Origin of the sequence: Algoriella xinjiangensis, assembly GCF_900115015.1 — a bacterium.
Taxonomy (GTDB): Bacteria; Bacteroidota; Bacteroidia; order Flavobacteriales; family Weeksellaceae; genus Empedobacter; species Empedobacter xinjiangensis.
This window is the reverse complement of sequence record NZ_FOUZ01000008.1, coordinates 116,753-138,021: the sequence shown is the minus strand read 5'-3', so window position 1 is coordinate 138,021 and position 21,269 is coordinate 116,753. Positions and strand designations below refer to the sequence as shown.

At 30.6% G+C, this 21,269-nt stretch carries 27 protein-coding genes; 25 read left to right on the top strand and 2 right to left on the bottom strand.

The features are described from left to right. The first annotated feature begins 12 nt into the window (after positions 1 to 12). On the top strand, positions 13 to 819 hold the full coding sequence (ppk2, locus tag BM072_RS09215) for a polyphosphate kinase 2 (RefSeq protein ID WP_092908370.1): 807 nt from the start codon (positions 13 to 15) through the stop codon (positions 817 to 819). A gap of 124 nt (positions 820 to 943) precedes the next feature. Continuing rightward, positions 944 to 1,294, top strand: coding sequence for a 50S ribosomal protein L19 (gene rplS / locus BM072_RS09210; protein ID WP_092908369.1), 351 nt, complete (start codon positions 944 to 946; stop codon positions 1,292 to 1,294). 80 nt (positions 1,295 to 1,374) lie between these two features. Here the strand turns inward: rplS and BM072_RS09205 are convergent, their stop codons facing one another. Continuing rightward, on the bottom strand, positions 1,375 to 2,247 hold the full coding sequence (locus BM072_RS09205) for a cupin-like domain-containing protein (protein ID WP_092908368.1): 873 nt from the start codon (positions 2,245 to 2,247) through the stop codon (positions 1,375 to 1,377). A 58-nt stretch (positions 2,248 to 2,305) separates the two neighbouring features. Continuing rightward, positions 2,306 to 3,565 carry an NAD(P)/FAD-dependent oxidoreductase gene (locus BM072_RS09200; protein WP_092908367.1) on the bottom strand — a complete coding sequence of 420 codons (1,260 nt, stop codon included), beginning with the start codon at positions 3,563 to 3,565 and terminating at the stop codon, positions 2,306 to 2,308. Between the two features lie 74 nt (positions 3,566 to 3,639). Between BM072_RS09200 and flxA the strand changes: the two genes are divergently transcribed. The 23 genes from flxA (at position 3,640) to lolB2 (ending at position 21,212) form a co-directional block, all read left to right on the top strand. Then, a complete protein-coding gene (flxA, locus tag BM072_RS09195; protein WP_245752104.1) occupies positions 3,640 to 5,163 on the top strand; it encodes a flexirubin biosynthesis tyrosine ammonia-lyase FlxA in 1,524 nt (507 codons plus the stop codon). Positions 5,164 to 5,169: 6 nt separating this feature from the next. After that, positions 5,170 to 5,901: a flexirubin biosynthesis SDR family reductase FlxB gene (gene flxB / locus BM072_RS09190; protein ID WP_092908366.1), complete on the top strand. Its 732-nt coding sequence runs from the start codon at positions 5,170 to 5,172 to the stop codon at positions 5,899 to 5,901. A gap of 5 nt (positions 5,902 to 5,906) precedes the next feature. After that, the gene (locus BM072_RS09185) at positions 5,907 to 7,133 is read left to right on the top strand and encodes a beta-ketoacyl-[acyl-carrier-protein] synthase family protein (protein ID WP_092908365.1); all 1,227 of its coding nucleotides are present in this window, start codon (positions 5,907 to 5,909) and stop codon (positions 7,131 to 7,133) included. A gap of 2 nt (positions 7,134 to 7,135) precedes the next feature. Beyond that, entirely contained in the window at positions 7,136 to 7,384 is a 249-nt protein-coding gene (locus BM072_RS09180; protein ID WP_092908364.1) for an acyl carrier protein, read from the top strand. 5 nt (positions 7,385 to 7,389) lie between these two features. Beyond that, positions 7,390 to 8,259 (top strand): LpxL/LpxP family acyltransferase, encoded by an 870-nt coding sequence (locus BM072_RS09175; RefSeq protein ID WP_092908363.1) that lies wholly within the window; start codon positions 7,390 to 7,392, stop codon positions 8,257 to 8,259. 47 nt (positions 8,260 to 8,306) lie between these two features. Next, complete coding sequence (locus BM072_RS15615) at positions 8,307 to 8,690, top strand: hypothetical protein (protein ID WP_338061012.1); 384 nt, start codon at positions 8,307 to 8,309, stop codon at positions 8,688 to 8,690. Between the two features lie 144 nt (positions 8,691 to 8,834). Beyond that, complete coding sequence (locus BM072_RS15610; protein WP_338061011.1) at positions 8,835 to 9,218, top strand: hypothetical protein; 384 nt, start codon at positions 8,835 to 8,837, stop codon at positions 9,216 to 9,218. Between the two features lies 1 nt (position 9,219). Beyond that, positions 9,220 to 10,359 carry a dialkylresorcinol biosynthesis protein DarB gene (gene darB, locus BM072_RS09165; RefSeq protein WP_092908362.1) on the top strand — a complete coding sequence of 380 codons (1,140 nt, stop codon included), beginning with the start codon at positions 9,220 to 9,222 and terminating at the stop codon, positions 10,357 to 10,359. A gap of 3 nt (positions 10,360 to 10,362) precedes the next feature. Beyond that, positions 10,363 to 10,803, top strand: coding sequence for a hotdog family protein (locus BM072_RS09160; RefSeq protein WP_092908361.1), 441 nt, complete (start codon positions 10,363 to 10,365; stop codon positions 10,801 to 10,803). After that, positions 10,803 to 11,258: a hotdog family protein gene (locus BM072_RS09155; RefSeq protein WP_092908360.1), complete on the top strand. Its 456-nt coding sequence runs from the start codon at positions 10,803 to 10,805 to the stop codon at positions 11,256 to 11,258. The genes BM072_RS09160 and BM072_RS09155 overlap by 1 nt, the downstream gene beginning before the upstream one ends. After that, a complete protein-coding gene (DarG, locus tag BM072_RS09150; protein ID WP_092908359.1) occupies positions 11,255 to 11,662 on the top strand; it encodes a flexirubin biosynthesis protein DarG in 408 nt (135 codons plus the stop codon). Before BM072_RS09155 ends, DarG begins: the two co-directional genes overlap by 4 nt. Beyond that, entirely contained in the window at positions 11,658 to 12,653 is a 996-nt protein-coding gene (gene darH, locus BM072_RS09145; RefSeq protein ID WP_177190298.1) for a BtrH-related acyltransferase DarH, read from the top strand. The genes DarG and darH overlap by 5 nt, the downstream gene beginning before the upstream one ends. 11 nt (positions 12,654 to 12,664) lie before the next feature. Continuing rightward, positions 12,665 to 13,390, top strand: a complete 726-nt coding sequence (locus BM072_RS09140) for an ABC transporter ATP-binding protein (RefSeq protein ID WP_092908357.1) — start codon at positions 12,665 to 12,667, stop codon at positions 13,388 to 13,390. Continuing rightward, the gene (locus tag BM072_RS09135; RefSeq protein WP_092908356.1) at positions 13,390 to 14,670 is read left to right on the top strand and encodes an ABC transporter permease; all 1,281 of its coding nucleotides are present in this window, start codon (positions 13,390 to 13,392) and stop codon (positions 14,668 to 14,670) included. The genes BM072_RS09140 and BM072_RS09135 overlap by 1 nt, the downstream gene beginning before the upstream one ends. Then, positions 14,645 to 15,082 carry an acyl-CoA thioesterase gene (locus BM072_RS09130; RefSeq protein WP_092908355.1) on the top strand — a complete coding sequence of 146 codons (438 nt, stop codon included), beginning with the start codon at positions 14,645 to 14,647 and terminating at the stop codon, positions 15,080 to 15,082. Before BM072_RS09135 ends, BM072_RS09130 begins: the two co-directional genes overlap by 26 nt. Beyond that, entirely contained in the window at positions 15,055 to 16,203 is a 1,149-nt protein-coding gene (locus BM072_RS09125; protein WP_092908354.1) for a beta-ketoacyl-[acyl-carrier-protein] synthase family protein, read from the top strand. Before BM072_RS09130 ends, BM072_RS09125 begins: the two co-directional genes overlap by 28 nt. Next, a complete protein-coding gene (locus BM072_RS09120; RefSeq protein ID WP_092908353.1) occupies positions 16,196 to 16,735 on the top strand; it encodes a 3-oxoacyl-ACP synthase in 540 nt (179 codons plus the stop codon). The genes BM072_RS09125 and BM072_RS09120 overlap by 8 nt, the downstream gene beginning before the upstream one ends. Before the next feature lie 18 nt (positions 16,736 to 16,753). Beyond that, entirely contained in the window at positions 16,754 to 17,023 is a 270-nt protein-coding gene (locus BM072_RS09115) for a phosphopantetheine-binding protein (protein ID WP_260562302.1), read from the top strand. Position 17,024: 1 nt separating this feature from the next. Continuing rightward, positions 17,025 to 18,218, top strand: a complete 1,194-nt coding sequence (locus tag BM072_RS09110) for a beta-ketoacyl-[acyl-carrier-protein] synthase family protein (protein ID WP_092908351.1) — start codon at positions 17,025 to 17,027, stop codon at positions 18,216 to 18,218. Continuing rightward, the gene (locus BM072_RS09105; RefSeq protein ID WP_092908350.1) at positions 18,218 to 19,228 is read left to right on the top strand and encodes a beta-ketoacyl synthase chain length factor; all 1,011 of its coding nucleotides are present in this window, start codon (positions 18,218 to 18,220) and stop codon (positions 19,226 to 19,228) included. The genes BM072_RS09110 and BM072_RS09105 overlap by 1 nt, the downstream gene beginning before the upstream one ends. Positions 19,229 to 19,338: 110 nt before the next feature. Then, on the top strand, positions 19,339 to 19,998 hold the full coding sequence (locus BM072_RS09100) for a polysaccharide deacetylase family protein (protein WP_245752102.1): 660 nt from the start codon (positions 19,339 to 19,341) through the stop codon (positions 19,996 to 19,998). After that, positions 19,988 to 20,617: a flexirubin biosynthesis/transport protein LolA2 gene (gene lolA2 / locus BM072_RS09095; protein WP_092908348.1), complete on the top strand. Its 630-nt coding sequence runs from the start codon at positions 19,988 to 19,990 to the stop codon at positions 20,615 to 20,617. Before BM072_RS09100 ends, lolA2 begins: the two co-directional genes overlap by 11 nt. After that, positions 20,595 to 21,212, top strand: a complete 618-nt coding sequence (gene lolB2 / locus BM072_RS09090; protein WP_125112864.1) for a flexirubin biosynthesis protein LolB2 — start codon at positions 20,595 to 20,597, stop codon at positions 21,210 to 21,212. The genes lolA2 and lolB2 overlap by 23 nt, the downstream gene beginning before the upstream one ends. The last annotated feature ends 57 nt before the right edge of the window (positions 21,213 to 21,269 follow it).

Here is a 21,269-nt window from a genome sequence, read left to right as displayed (position 1 = left end):
AAATCTAGCAATATGGCCGAATTTGATTTAAAAGATTTAGAAGCAATCAATAATAAACAAGAAATAATTGATTTTTTGGTTGAACATGATATCATAAAAGAAAAAAAGTTTAAAGAACAATTAGCCTACGAAAAGGAATTGCAACAATTACAAGAACAATTACTTGCGTTACAATCTAACATAATTGATCAAAATAAACGTGTGCTTATTATTTTTGAAGGACGTGATGCTGCAGGAAAAGGAGGAACTATTTCTCGTGTTACAGAATATCTAAATCCTAAAAAATACCGCGTTGTTTCGTTGCCAAAACCAAATGAGTTGCAACAAGGACAATGGTATTTTCAGCGTTATTTTGAGGAATTACCAAATGCAGGTGAAATTGTTTTTTTTGACCGTAGTTGGTACAATCGCGCTGTTGTAGAGCCCGTTTTTGATTTTTGTACGAAAGAACAATATGATAAATTTTTGAATCAAGTAGTTGATGTTGAAAAATTATTGCAAGATGATGGAATTATTTTGATTAAAATCTTTTTATCAATTTCTAAAAAAGAACAAGCCGAGCGTTTACAAGAACGAAAAGACGATGAATTGAAACATTGGAAATTAGGTTCGTTAGACCAAAAAGCACAAGAACTTTGGGATAAATACACCGATTATATTACTGCAATGTATGAGAAAACGGGAACAGAAAATTCGCCTTGGATAGAAATTGTGACTGATGATAAGAAAACGGCGCGTTTAGAAGCTTTAAAAACTATAATCAATGCTTTGTCAACTAAAAAGTACGAAACAGAAACCGTAAAAAATTATCCTTCATAAATAACAGATAATTCTGATTATCATTTGGATAATCAATAAAAATGATTAATTTTGCACCCACATTGTTCAACCTCTGACGAAAGACGTTTAAGTTGCTCAGTATAAATAAATTGAAATTATTACAATGGAAAATTTAGTAAAATACGTACAAGAAAAATACGTAGCTAAGAAAGAGTTCCCAGCTTTTGCTGCTGGTGATACTATCACAGTTTATCAAGAAATTACAGAGGGTGGAAAAACTCGTGTTCAGTTCTTTAAAGGGGTTGTTATCCAAAGAAGAGGGCAAGGAACTACAGAGACTTTTACAATCCGTAAAATGTCTGGTGATGTTGGTGTAGAGCGTATCTTCCCAGTTAACATGCCAGCTCTTCAAAAAGTTGAAGTGAACAAGAAAGGTAAAGTTCGTAGAGCTCGTATCTTCTACTTCAGAGCGTTACGTGGTAAAAAAGCACGTATTAAAGACGCATCTTACTAAAAAGAAATTATTTAGAAGAAATAAAAAATCCGTTCGAATTTATTCGAGCGGATTTTTTTGTGATTTAAAATGTTAATTTCTTACTTAGAATTTTTTATATTATAATAACGATTACTTTTTTTAATCGCCCACTTTTCTTTGAATTTAATCCATTTTTCTTGAAATATTTTTCGCATTAATTTATCCGTATAACGCATAATAAAAACATGATAAACGGTATTAATTACTTGTAAAAACTCATTCGGAAAAGCTCTTAACGACATCGAAAAACCAGTTTCTAAATAACGATTATAATGCCAATAACCTCTGGGGATAAATAAAGCATCGCCATGATTCATCACAAAATCATATCCTTCTGCAAATTCTAAAGCAGGATATTTATCGTATTGTGGATGATCATAATCAATTTCATAAATGGTATGCACAGACAGCGGAACTTTGTATAAAGCTTTTGATTGTTCGGGCGAAAAAAGTAAAATTCGCTTATCTCCTTCAAACTGAAAATGGATAAAATCAGTAATATCAACATCGTAATGCATCAAAACTTTGGCTTTACTACCTCCAAAAAAAAGAGTAGGTAATCGTTCAAAATATTTTAAGCCAAGATCTGGATAAGTAAAATTTTTAAGTAATTCTGGAATTTTATCTTTAATAATAAAAAAGAAAATACGAAGATCGCTTGGCTCTTTTTTTATCAAATCAACATATTCGTTGAATTTCATGTGCGTCGCAGGCGTATCCGAACTTTTGTTTGCATCAGCGGGTTTGCTGTCATATAAAGGCACAACTTGTTCGCCAGCTTTACTTTTAAGATAATCAAGATTCCATTTATCAAAATCTTTCCAATTTTTCGCATAACCTTTCATTAATAAAGGCTTGCGTTTTTTGAGATAATTTTTAATAAAATCTTCTTTCGAAATAGATTCAACTGTGTCAATTGGTTGAAATTTCATGTAGTTTAGCTTATTGGATTTATTCAAAAATAATCAAACTAACCGAATTATAACGATATTATTTTGTAGAAGAATCGTCCATTTCTTTTACCATTTTTATCAAATGCGCCATATTACGGATAACACTATCATGTTTTTTTACGAAAGGATTTTCTTTGTTCCAAACATAACCAGCCAAAACAGCACAAATTTTTTCCTTAACATCAGGATTTTCGGGTTGATGAAAAAACAATTCTTGCAAATTTCCCGTGTACCATTCCTTTACATATGTTGTAAAAACATTGATACCATCTTTCATATAATCCTCATAATCTATCTGCCAATCAACATCTTCGCCATTCAATTCTTTTACAGCTAATTTAGCCGCTTTCAAGCCACTTTCTGTCGCAAAACAAACGCCCGAAGAAAAAACAGGATCTAAAAATTCGGTACTATTTCCAGTTAAAACATAACCATCTCCAAACATTTTTGTAACCGCAGCCGAATAATTTTTTAACCAAATTGGATTAAATTCATACGGTAAATCACCAAAACGTTTCACATAAAAATCTGACTTCTGAATTGCATTTTGTAACGCTTCTCCAGCATCTTGATTTGTTGTTAATTGATTGATATAATCTGTTGGACCAACAATACCAACACTTGTTTTTCCGTTCGAAAAAGGAATCACCCAAAGCCAAACTTCAGTTTCAATAATATCAAAAGAAATTTGAGTTCCTTCTCTGCCTTCTGGTCTTCTAATATCATCAATATGTGTAAAAATTGCTGAATGAGGATTGAGTTGTGATGGACTATCAATTTGCAATAATCGAGGTAAAACTCGACCATAACCACTTGCATCAATCAAAAATTTAGCATTGATTTGATAGGTTTCTCCATTTTGTTTTTTAACTGTAGTGGTCGATTTTTTACCTTCAAACTTTACATCAATTACTTCTTCGTTGTAACGTAAATCGGCTCCTTTATCTACGATTGCATTTGCTAAAGTTAAATCAAAATCTGCACGAGGAACTTGCCAAGTCCAATTTTGTCCTTCTCCAAATTTTTGACTAAAATCGAAAACACAAATCTGTTCGCCCCTAATAAAGCGAGCTCCAGGTTTTTTTTCGAAATTCTGATTTATCAAATAAGACAATAAACCAGCTTCTTCAAAATGATCCATCGAACGAGGAATCAAGCTTTCGCCAACAACAATTCTCGGAAATTGAGTTTTTTCTAACACAATTACATTGATGTTTTGTTGTCTCAAATAAGCTGCTGCAACGGAACCCGAAGGTCCAGCTCCAATGATTAAAACATCAGTATTTTCAATCATAATTTTTTATATTCTTTTTATAATTATTTTTGTGCAAATTTGAAGAGCCAAATAAACCTAATAATTAAAAGTTACACGTGATAAATAATACGACAAAATTAACAATAGAAGTTATAGAAAACATACTTTTTTGTGATAAAAAAATAAGTTTAGACGATTCAACTTTAAATCGTGTAAACGAAAGTTATCTTTTTTTAGAAGAGTTTTCTAAAAATAAAATAATTTATGGTGTAAATACTGGTTTTGGACCAATGGCACAATACCGTATTGATGACGAAAATAAAATACAATTACAGTATAATTTAATTCGCAGTCATTGTACTGGAATTGGTGATCCGCTAACATTAGAGCAAACAAAATCTGCAATTATTGCGCGATTAAATACATTGTCTTTAGGCTTTTCAGGAATTCATCCATCTGTTTTAATTTTGATGCAAGAATTGGTTAATCGTAATATTTTGCCTGTTATTTATCAACACGGTAGTGTTGGCGCAAGTGGAGATTTGGTTCAGTTAGCGCATTTGGCTTTGACATTGATTGGAGAAGGAGAAGTTTTTTACAAAGGAGAAATCAAATCGACAAAAGAAGTTTTTGAATTAGAAAACATTCAACCAATCAATATTTATATCAGAGAAGGTTTGTCAATTATGAACGGAACTTCGGTAATGACGGGAATTGGCGTTGTTAATTTGATTAAAGTTAATCAATTAATCAATATTTCTTTAACGCTAAGCACAATGATGAATGAGATTGTAGAGTCTTTTGACGATCATTACTCAAAACCATTAAACGAAGCAAAACAACATTACGGACAACGTTATGTTGCAGAAAAAATGAGTGTGTTTTTGAGCGATAGTAAATTGGTGAAAAAACGTGCAGATGAAATGTATCAAGAACGAACGGAAAAGATTTTTGAGGAAAAAGTGCAAGAATATTATTCGTTGCGTTGCGTACCTCAAATTTTAGGTCCAATTTATGACACATGGAATTCTGCAAAAGAAGTGTTAGAAAACGAATTAAATTCGGCAAGTGATAATCCAATTATTGATGTTAAAAATCAAACGGTTCACCATGGTGGTAATTTTCATGGCGATTATGTTTCGTTGGAGTTGGATAAGTTAAAATTAGCAGTTACGCGTTTGTCAATGCTAAGCGAGCGTCAATTAAATTATTTAGTTAATCCAAAAATTAACAACCGTTTGCCAGCTTTTGTTAATTTGGGTACGCTTGGTTTCAACTTCGGTTTGCAAGCGGCACAATTTACGGCAACGTCTACAACGGCAGAAAATCAAACACTTTCTACGTCGATGTATGTGCATAGTATTCCGAACAACAACGATAATCAGGATATTGTAAGTATGGGAACTAATGCGGCAACAATTTGTGCCAAAGTGATTGATAATACGTTTGAAGTTTTGGCGGTACAAAGTTTAGCAGTAACGCAAGCAATTGAATTTTTAGTAATACAAGATAAACTTTCGTCTAAAGGAAAAAGATTTTATGATTTGATTCGTAAAATGGTTCCTGTTTTTAAAGAAGACGAAGTAATTTATCCTTATCTTAAGGAAATAAAAGAAAATTTATTAAAATATAAAGATTAATAAAGCATGAAATGTGCAATTGTAACAGGTGGTTCGAGAGGAATTGGAAAAGCAATTTGTCTAAAAATAGCAGAAGAACATCAGTATCATCTTTTAATTAATTATCATTCAAACGAAAAAGCAGCTTTAGAAACTCTTCAAGAAGTTAGAGCTTTGGGCGGAACGGGAGAAATTCTGAAATTTGATGTGGCCAATGCAGATGAAGTTCAAAAAGTATTGACAGATTGGACAGAAAAAAATAAAGAAGCAATTGTAGAAGTTGTTGTAAATAATGCGGGTATTACAAGCGATGGTTTGTTTATGTGGATGACGCAAAAAGATTGGTCGAGTGTTATTAATACGAGTTTAAACGGTTTTTACAATGTTACTCAGTTTTTTATCAATCAATTGTTACGAAATAGATACGGACGTATTGTAAATATTGTGTCGGTTTCTGGTTTAAAAGGAACTCCAGGTCAAACAAATTATTCGGCTGCAAAAGCAGGAATTATTGGAGCAACAAAAGCATTGGCTCAAGAAATTGCGAAACGTAATGTAACCGTAAATGCAGTTGCGCCAGGATTTATAGAAACCGAAATGACAGATGATTTAGATAAAAAAGAATTGGTGAAGTTAATCCCAGCCAATCGTTTTGGAAAAGCAGAGGAAGTTGCAGATTTGGTCAGCTTTTTGGTATCTAAAAAGTCAAGTTATATTACAGGAGAAGTAATTAATATTAATGGAGGAATTTATTCTTAATTAAAATGAGTCAGAGAGTTGTAATTACAGGAATGGGAATTTATTCTTGTTTAGGAACATCGTTAGAAGAAGTAACCGAATCGTTGAGACAAGGAAAATCAGGAATTATTTTTGACGAAGAACGAAAAGAATTTGGATTCAAATCAGCCTTAACGGGAATGGTTCCGAAAGCAGATTTAAAACCGTATTTGAATCGTCGTCAAAGAATTACAATTGGCGAAGAAACAGAATATGCTTATTTGGCAACAAAAGAAGCAATGAAAAATGCTGGATTGACTGAAGATTTTTTTAAAACAAACGAAGTTGGAATTATTTACGGAAATGACAGTGTTTCGAAAGCAATTATAGAAGCAATAGACGTTGTTCGCGATAAAAAAGACACGGAATTAATTGGTTCTGGCGCAATTTTTAAATCGATGAATTCTACTGTAACAATGAATCTTTCGACAATTTTTGAATTAACTGGAATCAATATGACCATTAGTGCAGCTTGTGCAAGTGGTTCACATTCTATCGGTTTAGGATTTATGATGATTCAAAACGGTATGCAGGATATGATTATTTGTGGAGGCGCGCAAGAAATCAATAAATATGCAATGGCAAGTTTTGATGGATTAGGCGTTTTTTCTAATCACGAAGAAAATCCTACAAAAGCGTGTCGTCCTTTCGATAAAAATCGTGATGGTTTAATTCCGAGTGGAGGTGGAGCAACGCTTATTTTAGAGAGTTACGAATCTGCTGTAAAACGCGGTGCGCCTATTATTGCAGAAGTTTTGGGTTATGGTTTTTCATCAAATGGTGGTCATATTTCAACTCCAAATGTAGAAGGTCCAGCAAAAGCGATGGAAAGAGCTTTGAAACAAGCAAATATTTCGGCAGATGAGGTGCAATATATCAATGCACATGCAACTTCTACGCCTGTTGGTGATGCGAATGAAGCAAAGGCAATTGACCAAGTTTTTGGCAAAACAAAACCTTATGTTAGTTCGACAAAATCAATGACGGGACACGAATGTTGGATGGCTGGTGCAAGCGAGATTATTTACTCTAATTTGATGATGATGAATGAGTTTATTGCACCTAATATTAATTTTGAAGAAGCCGACGAAGACTCAAGTAAATTAAACATTGTTAAAGAAACCTTAAATAAAAAATTTGACGTATATTTGTCCAATTCATTTGGGTTCGGAGGGACAAACTCTGCCTTGGTAGTTAAAAAATTTAATCATTAAAAATGGTGAAAAGTAAAATTGCAGAAAAATTAAATACTATTTTAATCGACGAATTCGAAGTTGATCCTACAGTTATTTCTGAAGAAAAAAATGTTAAAGAATCTTTGGATTTAGATAGTTTAGATTATGTTGATTTAGTAGTTGTAATCGAATCTAATTTTGGTGTAAAATTAGTGAAAGAAGATTTTCAGAATATCATAACTTTTGAAGATTTCTACGCGATTTTAGAACAAAAGTTAGAAAATATATAACATTTATGAAACAATGGGATGGTCGTTCTAAAGGAACGGTCCTAGGTTACAAAATATTTGTTTACGTAATGAAAAAGCTCGGAATAAAAGCTGCTTATGCAGTTTTATTTTTTGTAGCTTTTTATTATTTTATAACAGCTTGGGATAGTAATAAATCAATTTATTCTTATTTAAGATACCGATTGAAACATACGACACTAAAAGCTGTTTTTGGCGTTTATAAAAGTTATTTTACTTTTGGTCAAACACTTATTGATAAAGTGGCAATTAACGCTGGTTTAAGAAATAAATACAGTTATGATTTTGATGGAATAGATTTATTGAAAGATTTATTAAATCAAAAAAATGGCGGAATTTTAATTAGTGCGCATGTTGGTAATTTTGAAGTTGCAGAGCACTTTTTTTCAGATATAGATTTTGAGTGTCAGATAAATTTAGTGACAACAGATTTAGAACGAAATGTGATAAAAGAATACCTAGAAAGCATTTTAATGAAACCTTCGGTCAAATTTATTTTGATTCAAGACGATTTATCCCATATTTTTGAAATTAATAATGCATTAAGTCGAAACGAATTAATTTGTTTTACCGGCGATCGTTATTTTGAAGGAAATAAAACAATGCAAGCAGAATTATTAGGTAAAGAAGCTAATTTTCCTGCCGGACCATTTGCGATAGCTTCGCGTCTAAAAGTTCCGGTTGCATTTGTTTATGTCATGAAAGAGAAAAATTTACACTATCATTTGTACGCGCGTCAAGCAGTTTTTAAGCACCGCGATGCAAATGCTTTGTTGAAAGAATATTGCAACAATTTAGAAATAATTGTAAAAAAATATCCTTATCAATGGTTTAATTATTTTGATTTTTGGAAATAATTAACCGAATATGAATAACCTAACAACACTAAAACTTATACTATTTAATGACATCCAACGTATTAATTGTCTACTATTCTCAGTCAGGACAATTAAAAGAAATTATTGACAAAACAACGGCTGTACTTCTACAAGATGCCGAAATAAACCTATCGACTTATAAAATAGAAATGGAAGAAGAGTTTCCTTTTCCATGGGATTTTTATTCTTTTTTTAACGCTTTTCCAGATAGTTTTCTTCAAAAACCACACAAAATAAAGCGAATTCCAGCAGATATTTTAAATCAAAAATATGATTTGATTTTAATGTATTATCAAGTTTGGTTTTTATCTCCGTCTATTCCAATCAATTCTTTTTTACAAAATCAAGAAGCTAAACAATTATTAAACGGTTCTAGAATTGTAACAATTAGTGGAACACGAAATATGTAGTTTTTAGCACAAGAAAAAATTAAAGTATTATTAAAAACGAATCAAGCCAAACTTGTTGGTAATATTGCGTTAGTAGATCATACACCAAATTTAATTAGCGCAATAACAATTGTAAATTGGATGTTTTCGGGTGTAAAAAAGAAAATGTTTAATTTTTTACCATTTCCTGGAATTAGTAAAAAAACGATTGATGAAAGTGAGAGATTTGGTAATATATTACTACATTCGATAAAACAAAATGAGTATAAAAACTTGCAACATAATTTGATAGATGCAGATGCTGTTGTTGTTAAACCTTTTTTAGTTTCGGTGGATACAAAAGGAAATCGAATGTTTAAAATTTGGTCAAAAATTATAGATACTAAACAAGGCAATCAACGAAAAAAGTTCTTAAAATTGTTTTATTATTACTTAATTTTTGCCATTTGGATAATATCACCACTAGTTAATTTGTTATACTATATATTTTATCCGTTCAATTTTTTGAAATATAAAAAGCAGATAAAATATTACCAAGGAATAGAATAATATGCAAAATGTTTATATAACGAAAGCAGCAAAATTTTTACCAAATTCTCCTGTTCAGAATGATAAAATGGAAGATTATTTGGGGAAAATAAATAATATACCGTCAAAAGCAAGAAGAATTGTTTTACGAAATAACGGAATTACAACGCGTTATTATGCCTTAGATAAACAAGGAAACGTAACACATTCTAATGCAGAATTGACGAAAAACGCCATTTTAAATTTATTTGATGACGATTTTACCAAAAATCAATTCGAAGTTTTATCATGTGGTACATCAACGCCAGATTTGTTGTTGCCTTCGCATGCGGCAATGGTTCATGGTTTAATAAAAAATAATCAATCGGTCGAGTTAAATTCGTCTTCAGGCGTTTGTAATTCGGGTATGAATGCGCTTAAGTATGGTTATCTTTCTATAAAATCAGGAAATTCTAAAAATGCTGTTTGTTCTGGTTCCGAAAGAGTTTCAACTTGGATGAAATCAGAAAAATTTGATAATGAAGTTGAGAATCTAAAAGAATTAGATGAACAACCAATTATTGCATTTAAAAAAGATTTTTTACGTTGGATGTTATCTGACGGAGCAGCCGCATTTTTACTTCAAGATACACCAAATAAAGAAGGTTTATCGCTGAAAATAGAATGGATGGAATCGTATTCTTACGCCCACGAATTGGAAACGTGTATGTATGCTGGTGGCGATAAATTAGCAGATGGAGAAATAAAACCTTGGAGTGATTATTCTTCGGAAGATTGGTTAAAAGAGTCTGTTTTTTCGTTGAAGCAAGATGTAAAAATATTGAATGATAATATTTTGATAAAAGGTGTCCAAAGCATGAAAGCTGCAATGGATAAACATCAACTTTCTTCGGATAATATAGATTATCTTTTGCCTCATGTTTCGTCAAATTATTTTGTACAAGGTTTATTTGATGAGTTTTCTAAAAAAGGAATTCATGTGCCTTTAGAAAAATGGTTTATGAATCTTAGCGAAGTAGGAAACGTAGGTTCTGCGTCGATTTATTTGATGGTTGAAGATTTATTGAATAACGGAAAACTTAAAAAAGGAGACCGAATTATGTTGTGTGTACCCGAAAGTGGACGTTTTTCATATTCGTATGCGTATTTAACAGTCGTTTAAAAAATGGATAATATACAATTACCAAACAGAGATTCTGCGTTTATAGAAAAACTTATTCCACAACGTAACCCAATTATTATGGTTGATGCAATTTATCAGCACGAGCTAAATAAAGTGGTTGGTGGATTAACAATAAAAACGTCGTCTATTTTTGTAAATCAAGACGAAATGAAAGAGCCTGGTATTTTAGAACACATGGCGCAAACAGTCGCTTTGTATACGGGTTGTCATTTTTATATCAATAAGCAAGAAGCGCCAACAGGTTACATTGGATCAATGAAAGGAATTGAGATTTTTAGATACCCAAAAGTTGGTGAAAATTTAAAAACTGAGGTTGAAATTTTACATGAAATAATGGGTGTTAGCTTAGTTAAAATAGAAACTAAAGTTGATAACGAAATTATAGCAAAAGGAGAAATGAAAACCGTAATAGCTGAAGGTTAATGATAAAATCAAATCAAAATATAGCAATTCAACAATTTTTACCACATCGTCAGCCGATGTTGTTTGTTGATACAATTATTTTGATTGAAACCAATTATGTTGAAGCAATTTATACGATAAAATCGGATCAACTTTTTTTACAAAATGATTATTTTTCGGAGATTGGTTTAATTGAGAACATGGCACAAGTTTGTTCGTCAATTATTGGTCAAAAATATTTTATAGATGACGATCTTCAAAAAGGCGATTTAATCGGTTATATCAGTACAATAAAAACGTGTACGATTTATAATTTACCGAAAATCAATCAAACAATTTTAACGAAAGCTAAATTGTTAGAGGTTTTTGATTACGAAGATTACGCAATAAGTACGATGGAAACGCAAGTTTTTATAGACGATAAAGTGTATGCAACGGCAACGTTAAATTTATTGTTACAAAATCATAAACGATGAAAAAGTCAGATGTTCCACAAGATAAAGGTCATTTAAGTAAAGATAATTACAACGAAGTTTATTACGCAATAAATGATGATGGTGAATTTTCTAAAACATTAAGTGCAGGTTGGGAAACCAAAAATATTGTACAATCGGAGACATTAAAAGTGTTGGAAGAAAGGACAGAAGCTGCAAGGCAAAAAGTAGAAAATGGAGAAGCAAGTCCGATTTTATATTTTATGGAATTGAAACGTATGGATTGGGAAATTTTATCGAATTATGTCGGAATTTGGAAATTTTTTGTCAAACGTCATGCAAAAGCAACGGTTTTTAGAAAATTAAACGACTCAACTTTAAAAAAATATGCTGAAGCTTTTGAAATTTCAGTAGAAGAATTAAAACATTTTGATGGAAAAAATTAGTACTGATTTTAAACATTTCCAATCCGCACATTGCGAAAATGGTGTCGCGTCTAATTTATTAAAAAATAAAGGAATTGATATTTCCGAGCCAATGATTTTTGGACTTGGTTCGGGCTTATTTTTTGTCTTTTTACCTTTCCTGAAAGTGAATCATGCGCCCGCAATTAGTTATCGTCCAATGCCTGGAATGATTTTTAATCGTGCAGCAAAAAATCTTGGAATCAAAGTTAAGCGACATAAATTTAAATCAAATCAATCTGCGCAACAATTTTTGGATCAACAGCTAAAAGCGAATAATCCGTGTGGTTTACAAGTTGGGGTTTATAATTTAACATATTTTCCAGAAGAATATAAATTTCATTTCAACGGTCATAATTTGGTTGTTTATGGAAAAGAAAATGATACTTATTTGATAAGTGATCCTGTTATGGAAACAACAACGGCTTTGACAGAAAATGAGCTTGAGAAAGTGCGTTTTGCCAAAGGTGTTTTGGCTCCAAAAGGACATTTATATTATCCAGAATATATTCCTGATGAATTAAATTTTGAGAAAGCAATAAAGCAAGCAATCAAAAAAACATGTCGTGAAATGCTAGCGCCCGTACCTATTGTAGGCGTGCGTGGGATTAGAATGGTTGCAAAAAGAATTAAAAAATGGCCAACGAAAATAGGAAACGCTAAAACCAATTATTTTTTAGCGCAAATGGTTCGTATGCAAGAAGAAATTGGAACTGGAGGCGGAGGTTTTCGGTACATTTATGCAGCATTTTTACAAGAAGCTTCTGTGAAATTAAATCGTCCAGAATTGAATAATTTTGCCATAGAAATTTCTGAAATTGGTGATAAATGGAGAGATTTTGCCGTAAATGCTTCACGTGTGTATAAAAAACGCAGCAATACGCAAGATATTTACAATGTTATTTCTAATCAACTTTTAGAACTTGCAGATTTGGAGGAATCTTTTTTTAAGCGTTTGAGAAAATCTATCTAAAAATTTGTTGAATGATTGAGATTGAAAAATTATATAAAAAATATAAAAATGCAGATGTTTTTGCGTTAGAAGATTTTAATTTGACAATTAAAAGTAACGAAATTCATGGCGTTTTAGGTCCAAATGGAGCAGGAAAAACGACGTTAATGTCAATTTTATCAGGATTGATTCTTCCAACATCTGGAAAAGTATCAATACAAGGAAAAGAGTTGCAAAAAGATTTAAATAAAATTAAAAGTTTAATAGGAATTGTACCACAAGAATATGCGTTGTATCCGACATTAACTGCAAGAGAAAATTTACTTTTTTTTGGGAAAATATATAAAGTTCCTTCGAACATTTTAAATGATAAAATCAATTTATTAGCCGAAAGAATTGGAATGAATAAATTTTTGGATAAGAAAATTGAGTCATTTTCGGGCGGAATGAAACGTCGTATTAATTTATTAGCGGGCATTTTACATCAACCAGAAATATTGTTTCTCGACGAACCAACTGTTGGCGTAGATATTCAATCAAAATTGATTTTATTAGAGTATTTAAAAGAGCTTAATCAACAAGGTATGACAATTGTTTACACGTCGCATCATATGGCCGAAGCAGAGGATTTTTGTACGCGAATTACGATTATGAATCTTGGAAAAGCAATTATAACTGAAGAACCAAAAAAGTTGATTCAGGAACATAATGCACATAATTTAGAGGAAGTTTTTGTTTCATTAACCAAATTATCATAATGTTTACACAGCTTTTAGCCTGCATAAAAAAAGAAATTTTATTGTTAAGTCGCGATATTGGCGGATTAATTATACTATTTATTATGCCTTTGATTTTGGTTGTTACGGTAACTAAAATTCAGAAAAGTACATACGATTCTTTTTCGGATACTAGTATTCCAATTTTATTTTTAGATAATGATCAAGACAGTATTTCGTCGGTTATCAAAAAGCATGTTTCTGCAGCGGGAAATCTAAAAATTGTTTCTGAAATTGACAATAAAAATATTACGGAAGAGCAATTACAATCAGAAGTTTTTAAAGGAAAATTTCAAGTAGGAATTGTTATACCAAAGAATTTGTCCAAAGATTTAGATTATAAAATTAATCAAAATGTAGAGAAGATTCTAAATCAATTTGCTTTTGATAGTACGCAAATTAAGTACAATAAAACGGTAGAAAATAAGACGATAAAGTTGTATTTTGATCCAGCTACATCTGTTGCATTTAAGCAAAATGTACTTAATATTTTAGATAAATTAATTACAGAAACAGAGAATAAAAGCATTTATACTGCTTTTCAAAAAGAAATGGGAAGTGATGATAATTCTGCTTTTCAGAATGATAAATTTATTAATTTTAAAGAAATTGTTCCGCAAAGTAGTGCGACAACACTCAAACCAAATGTTACACAACATAATGTACCTGCATGGACATTATTTGCGATATTTTTTATCATTGTTCCTCTATCCATCAACATTGTAAAAGAAAAAAGTTTAGGTACACATATTCGATTATTAGTAAGTCCTATGCCATATTCTGTACAAATTATGGGAAAAACAATTACGTATTTAATCATCAGTTTATTTCAATTTTTAATGATTTTATGCGTTGCTAAATTTATTTTTCCGTTGATTGATTTACCAGGTTTTAAAACCGACGGAATATTACTTTCGATCATTGGATTAACTATTTTTGCAGCTTTAGCAGCAATTGGATTAGGAATTTTAATAGGAACTGTAGCAAAAACACAAGAACAATCTGCTCCATTTGGTGCAACATTGGTGGTAATTTTAGCCGCAATTGGTGGTGTATGGATTCCAGTTTTTGTAATGTCAGATTTTATGCAACATTTTTCTAAAATCTCTCCGATGAATTGGGCTTTGGACGGTTATTATAGCCTAATTCTAAGAAATCAATCCATCATCCAAATCATTCCGAATATTATTTTATTAACTTTGTTTTATATTATTACACTTTTTGCCGCAATTTATTATGATAAGTATAAAAGAGAGGAATAAAACTTTAGTCCATAACTCTAATTTTTCAGTGCGTTTTAATGAGACAGATCCTTTGGGTATTGTGTGGCATGGGAACTATATTACATATTTTGAGGATGGGAGAGAAGCGTTCGGTTTACATTACGGAATTGGGTATTTAGATATCCAAAAAAGTGGTTTTGTAACGCCTATTGTAAAATCGGTTTGTGAGCATAAATTTCCTTTGAAATATGGTGATAAATGTAGGATAGAAACGACTTTTGAAGATACTCTTGCTGCAAAAATAATTTATAAATTCAAGATTTTTAATCAAGATAATAAGTTGGTTTGTATAGGTCAAACTATTCAAGTTTTTTTGGATAATGAAGGTGAATTAATGTTAACATTTCCTCCGTTTTTTACTGAATGGAAACAAAAAGTTGGGTTGTTGTAATGGATAAAATTTATATTAATCGAGCAAATATTATTACACCTTTAGGAAATTCTGTAGAATCTAATTGGGAACAATTGGTTTTAGGAAACTCAGGTATTTCTAAAATTAATTCTTTTGGGCATTTAAAGAATTTTTATGCAGGACAAATAAATGACACTCAATTCCGAAATTTAAAAGAACAAGTTATTGATAATAAATATTATACTCGATTAGAAATACTTGGAATATCTTCTCTGTTTCAGATTATTGATCAATCTAAAATTAATTTAAAAACTGGATTTGTTTTATCAACAACAAAAGGAAATATTAATGAATTATCTAATTCGTTAGAAAAAGCTTCAATTCCATTATTTGCAAAAAAAATAGCCGATTATTTTGGTTTTAAAACCGAACCAATTATTGTTTCTAACGCATGTGTTTCGGGTGTTTTAGCAGTAAACATTGCAAAAAGATTTATAGAAATGGATTTTTTTGAAGATGTTTATGTTTTAGCTTTGGACGAATTAACTGACTTTGTTTTAACAGGATTTAATTCATTTCAAGCAATGGATTTTGAGCAATGCAAACCATTTGATAAAGATAGAAAAGGAGTAAATTTAGGCGAAGCAGCGGCTTGTATTTATGTTTCGAAGAAGGAAGAAAGCAACGTTTTTCAGATTTTAGGAGAAGCAACAATCAACGATGCGAATCATATTTCTGGTCCATCTCGTACGGGCGAAGGTTTAGTTTTGAGCATAGAAAATGCTTTAAAAGAAGCTCATCTTACAGCTGATAAAATTGATTATATTTCTGCACATGGCACAGCAACAATGTACAATGACGAAATGGAAACAATAGCTTTTAATCGTTTGGAAATGCAAGATATTCCGACCAATAGTTTAAAAGCTTTTTTTGGTCATACATTAGGAGCTTCGGGATTATTAGAATTGATTTTAGCAATGAAACAAGCACAGGAAAATGTAGTATTAAAAAGTTTAAATTTCAATGAATTAGGAACTTCTGTTGTGCAAAATATTGTCAAAGAAAATTTAAATAAAGCGGTTAATTATATTTTAAGAACATCGTCTGGTTTTGGAGGAAGTAATGCAGTAATCATTCTTAAAAAAGTTAAAAATGACTAAAATTGTAATTAAAAATCAACAAATTTGGTTGAATGATGTGTTATTTTTTGAAGACGAATCGACTGATTTTAATACTTTTTCTAAAAATTGTTTTAAGTTTTTGAATATCAATTATCCAAAGTTTTATAAAATGGATCAACAAAGTAAATTGGCTTTTTTAGCTGCTGAAATTTTGTTGAAAGATGAAAATACATTGGTCGAAGATCAAGATATAGCATTGGTTTTTGCAAATAAAAATTCGAGTTTAGATTCTGATCTTAAACATTCAGAAAGTATTCAATCTAAGGATGAAATTTTCCCAAGTCCAGCTGTTTTTGTCTATACATTGGCAAATATTTGTTTAGGAGAAGTGAGTATTCGTCATCATTTGAAAACAGAAAATGCTTTTTTTATAGCAAATAATTTCAATGAAAATCAGTTGACAAAGTATGCAAATTATTTGATTGATTCGCATCGTGCAAAAAAAGTTGTGATTGCTTGGGTTGATTTTTTATTAGGAGATTACGAAGCAAAAATGATTTTAATAGATTAAAAACAATATTACTTAACAATAAAAAATACTATGGAAAATTTGATTACTGAATTAAAAGTAAAAATTATCGAAATTTTAAATTTAGAGGATGTAACTGTAGAAGATATCAAGAATGATGATTCTCTTTTTGGTGATGGTTTAGGCTTAGATTCGATTGATGCGTTAGAGTTAATCGTTTTATTGGACAAAGAATATGGTATAAAAATAACTGATCCAAAGGAAGGAAAAACGATTTTTCAGTCTGTAGAAGTTATGGCAGATTATATCCAAAAAAATAGAACAAAGTAAAATGAGTAAAAAAGTTGCTATAACTGGAATGGGAATTATTTCGGCAATCGGTATGAATGTCGAGGAAAATTATCATTCATTAATTCATCAAAAACATGGTTTATCTCGTTTGCAAAATTTTGATTCGATTCATAAAGATCAAATTTTTGTAGGAGAAATTAAAATGAGAAATGATGAATTGGCAACTTTTTTAAATTTATCGACCAATCATAATTTTAGTCGAACGGCTATGTTGGGTTTGTGTGCGGTAAAAGAAGCTTTAGAAAATGCGTCTATCAAAGACGTAAATGAGTATAAAACAGGTTTTATTTCTTCGACAAGTGTTGGCGGAATGGACGTTACCGAAAATTATTTTCTGAATTACGAAGATTTGCCCGAAATGCAAAAATATATTTCGAGTCATGACGCTGGTGCATCTTCACAACAAATCGCAAATTCTATTGGTTTAAAAGGCTTTGTTTCGACAATTAGTACAGCTTGTTCGTCTGCTGCAAATGCAATTATGTATGGTGCAAGATTAATAAAATCAGGAAAATTAGACCGCGTAATTGTTGGTGGAACAGATGCTTTGGCTAAGTTTACAATCAATGGTTTTAAGAGTTTAATGATTTTGACGGATGAGTTTAATCAACCATTTGATGTTAATCGAAAAGGTTTAAACCTTGGTGAAGCAGCGGCTTATTTGGTTTTAGAATCGGATGAAATTGTAAAGAAATCTAATAAAAAAGTGATTGATTATTTGGCTGGTTACGGAAATGCAAATGATGCGTTTCATCAAACGGCTTCTTCGGATAATGGAGAAGGTGCGTATTTGGCTATGAAAAAAGCTTTCGAAATTGCGGATATTCAACCAAATCAAATTGATTATATAAATGTTCATGGAACGGCAACAAACAATAATGATTTAACAGAAGGTAGGGCGTTGCTTCGTATTTATGAAGATAATTTGCCAAATTTTAGCTCTACAAAACCGTATACTGGACACACATTAGCCGCTGCGGCTGGTATAGAAGCTGTTTTTAGTTTATTGAGCCTTCAAAATAATGTGGTGTATCCAAATCTTAATTTTCAAACGCCAATTGAAGAGTTGAATATCTTTCCGACAACGACTTTAGTTAAGAAAGATATTCAATATGTATTGTCGAATTCGTTTGGTTTTGGAGGAAATTGTTCAACTTTAATCTTTTCAAAGTAATGGGAAAAGTATTTATTAACGGTTTAGGATTTGTAAATGCACAATTTATAGATGAAATTAACGAAGATTTTTCTGAATTAACTGCGCATATTACAAAGGCAAAATTACCAATATTAAAAGAAATAATTTCACCTGCAATGAGTAGACGAATGGCTTCGGGTGTAAAAATGGGTATTTATGCCGCAAAAAAAGCCTTAGATGAAGCTGATATAAAGAATCCAGAAGCAATTATTACAGGAACTGCATTAGGTTGTTTGGTTGATTCTGAGAAGTTTTTAACTAATATTATTCAGAATAACGAAGAATTTTTGACGCCAACTGCTTTTATTCAATCTACTCATAATACTGTTGGTTCGCAAATCGCATTACATCTTAACTGCAACGCTTATAATTTTACGTACACAAATGGATTTAATTCGTTTGAGAATGCATTATTAGACGGTTATTTACAAATTGAAGCTAATGAAATCGAGAATGCACTTGTTGGTGGAATTGACGAAATAGGAGAAAGAACCTATGAATTACAACAATTAATAGGAGAAATTTCTTCGGATAATAACGAAGGAAAAAAATACAGTGAAGGTGCTCATTTTTTTACGTTGAGTAAAGATAAAACTGAAAACTCGTATGCTGAATTAATAGATGTTTTTATTCAGAATGAATATCAATCTACAGATTTATTTTCTGAAATTTTAAAATTTATAGAATTGAATAACTTTAATTTATCCGATATTAATGCAATAATTAATGGCGAAGATAATTTAGTTGATGAATTAAAATCGAATGATTTAATCACTACAATTCCAGTTTTTTCATACAAAGATTTTATTGGAGAATATGGCACATCATCTTCGTTTGCAATGACTTTAGGATGTTTGTTGTTAAAAAACAAAACTTTACCAAAACAATTTATGTTGAACGACTTAGAGTCAACAGAATACAAATATGTTTTATTGGTAAATGGTCATAAAGGCAAAGATTTAAGCTTAGTTTTACTTCAATCTGTATGAAATTTAGAATCGTAAATTTTGTTTGTCTCCTAATTTTAGGGCTTTTATTCATTTTTTGTTGGCAAAAAGAATTTAGTTTTTGGCTGTTATTAATTCCAATATTTTTTTGGTTGATAATAACTTCTATTAGTGCTTTTGAAATTAGATTTAACTATTTTTTAAATGCTTATAACCGTAGTAATAATAAAGTAGAGAAAGTAATTACTTTAACTTTTGATGATGGACCAACGGAATTTACACCACGTATTTTAGATATTTTAGAACAAAATAATGCAAAAGCTACTTTTTTTTGCATCGGTAAACAAATAGAAAATTTTCCGAAAATACTTATTAAAGCTCATCAATCTGGCCATATTATAGGAAATCATACTTTTCATCATTCACCTAAAAATGGTTTTTATTCAGCTGATAAAATAATTGATGAAATAGAATCTACAAATGCCTTGATAGAAAGTCTAATTAATAAAAAAACGGCACTTTTTCGTCCACCTTTTGGTGTTACAAATCCACATATTGCAAAAGCCATTAATAGTACAAAACATAAAGTAATAGGTTGGAGTGTACGTTCTTTGGATACGGTGATTGAGGATGAAAACAAGTTGTTTTTGCGTATTAAAAAACAGATAAAACCTGGTTGTATTGTGTTGATGCATGATACTTCGGAGCGAACAGCGAATGTTTTAGAACAATTATTTGTATTTTTACAAGAAGAAAATTATAAGGTTATTCCGTTGAATGATTTATTAAAAATTGAGGCTTATGAAAACTAAATTAATAATCTTATTGCTGATTTTTAACTGCTCAATTCTTTTTGCGCAAGAAGTAAAAATGAATACGACTGAGATTGAAAAATTTAAGAAAGATATTGTTACCGGTTCTAAAAAAATAGAAACTTTAACGGCAGATTTTACACAATATAAAGTAATGAGTTTTTTGGATAAACCAATTGTCTCAAAAGGTAAATTGTACTTGGATAATCCGAAGGCGATGCGATGGAATTATACGCAACCAATTGACTATAGTGTAGTTTTTAACAACGGTAAAATTTACATTAACGACGAAGGCAAAAAATCGAAAGTTGATTTGCAAGGAAACAAAAAATTTGAGAAATTAAATCAGTTAATTATTGGCAGTGTTAGCGGAAATTTATTTGATACAAATGACTTTGATATTTCGTATGTAAAAACAGATAATTCTCGAATTGCTAAAATGCAACCTAAGTTAAAGGATATTAAAAAATACATAAAAGAAATTCAATTAACCTTTTATACAGGGCAATCTTCGGTAACAGAAGTAAAATTAGTTGAACCTTCAGACGATTACACAAAAATTTTATTTACTAATAAATCATTAAACAAATCAATCAATGCATCGGTTTTTAATCCTTAGTTTGTTGGCGTTTGTTTCGTGTGGTACAAGCTATAAAATTGCAGATATACAACAAGAAAATAGTCGTAATCAAGTTATTGAAAATCCTTATTTTAACGAAGTAAATAAAGAGTATACGTATCGTTTTAAAATTACTTTCATGAAAAAAGAAGTGAAAGGTAATTTTATCGTAAAAAATATTGATAATCAAACGCATCGTGCTGTAATGACTTCCGATTTTGGCAATACACTTTTTGATTTATCGCTTACAGATACAGATTATACCTTGCATTATGCGATGCCAGATTTGAATAAAAAAATGGTTGTGAAAACTTTAGCAGAAGATTTACAATTAATTTTCAAAAAGAATTTTGAAGTAGATAAAGAGCTTAAAACTTCGACAAATTTTGTTTTAAAATCTGATGAAGTTAGTCTAGTTTATCCGAAAGATGAATCAAATTATTTTGAAGAATTAATTCGATTAAAAAACAATAAAATAAAAACGATTAATCAATTTGAAACTGATAGAACTGATTATCCAGAAAAGATTTATATCAAGCATAATCACTTCAATTTATCAATCGAAATAATAAAAGTAAATACGATATTAGAGTAATAATAATCTAAATCATAAATAGCCAAATTTAGATTATATTTGTAGAACAAAAGAATC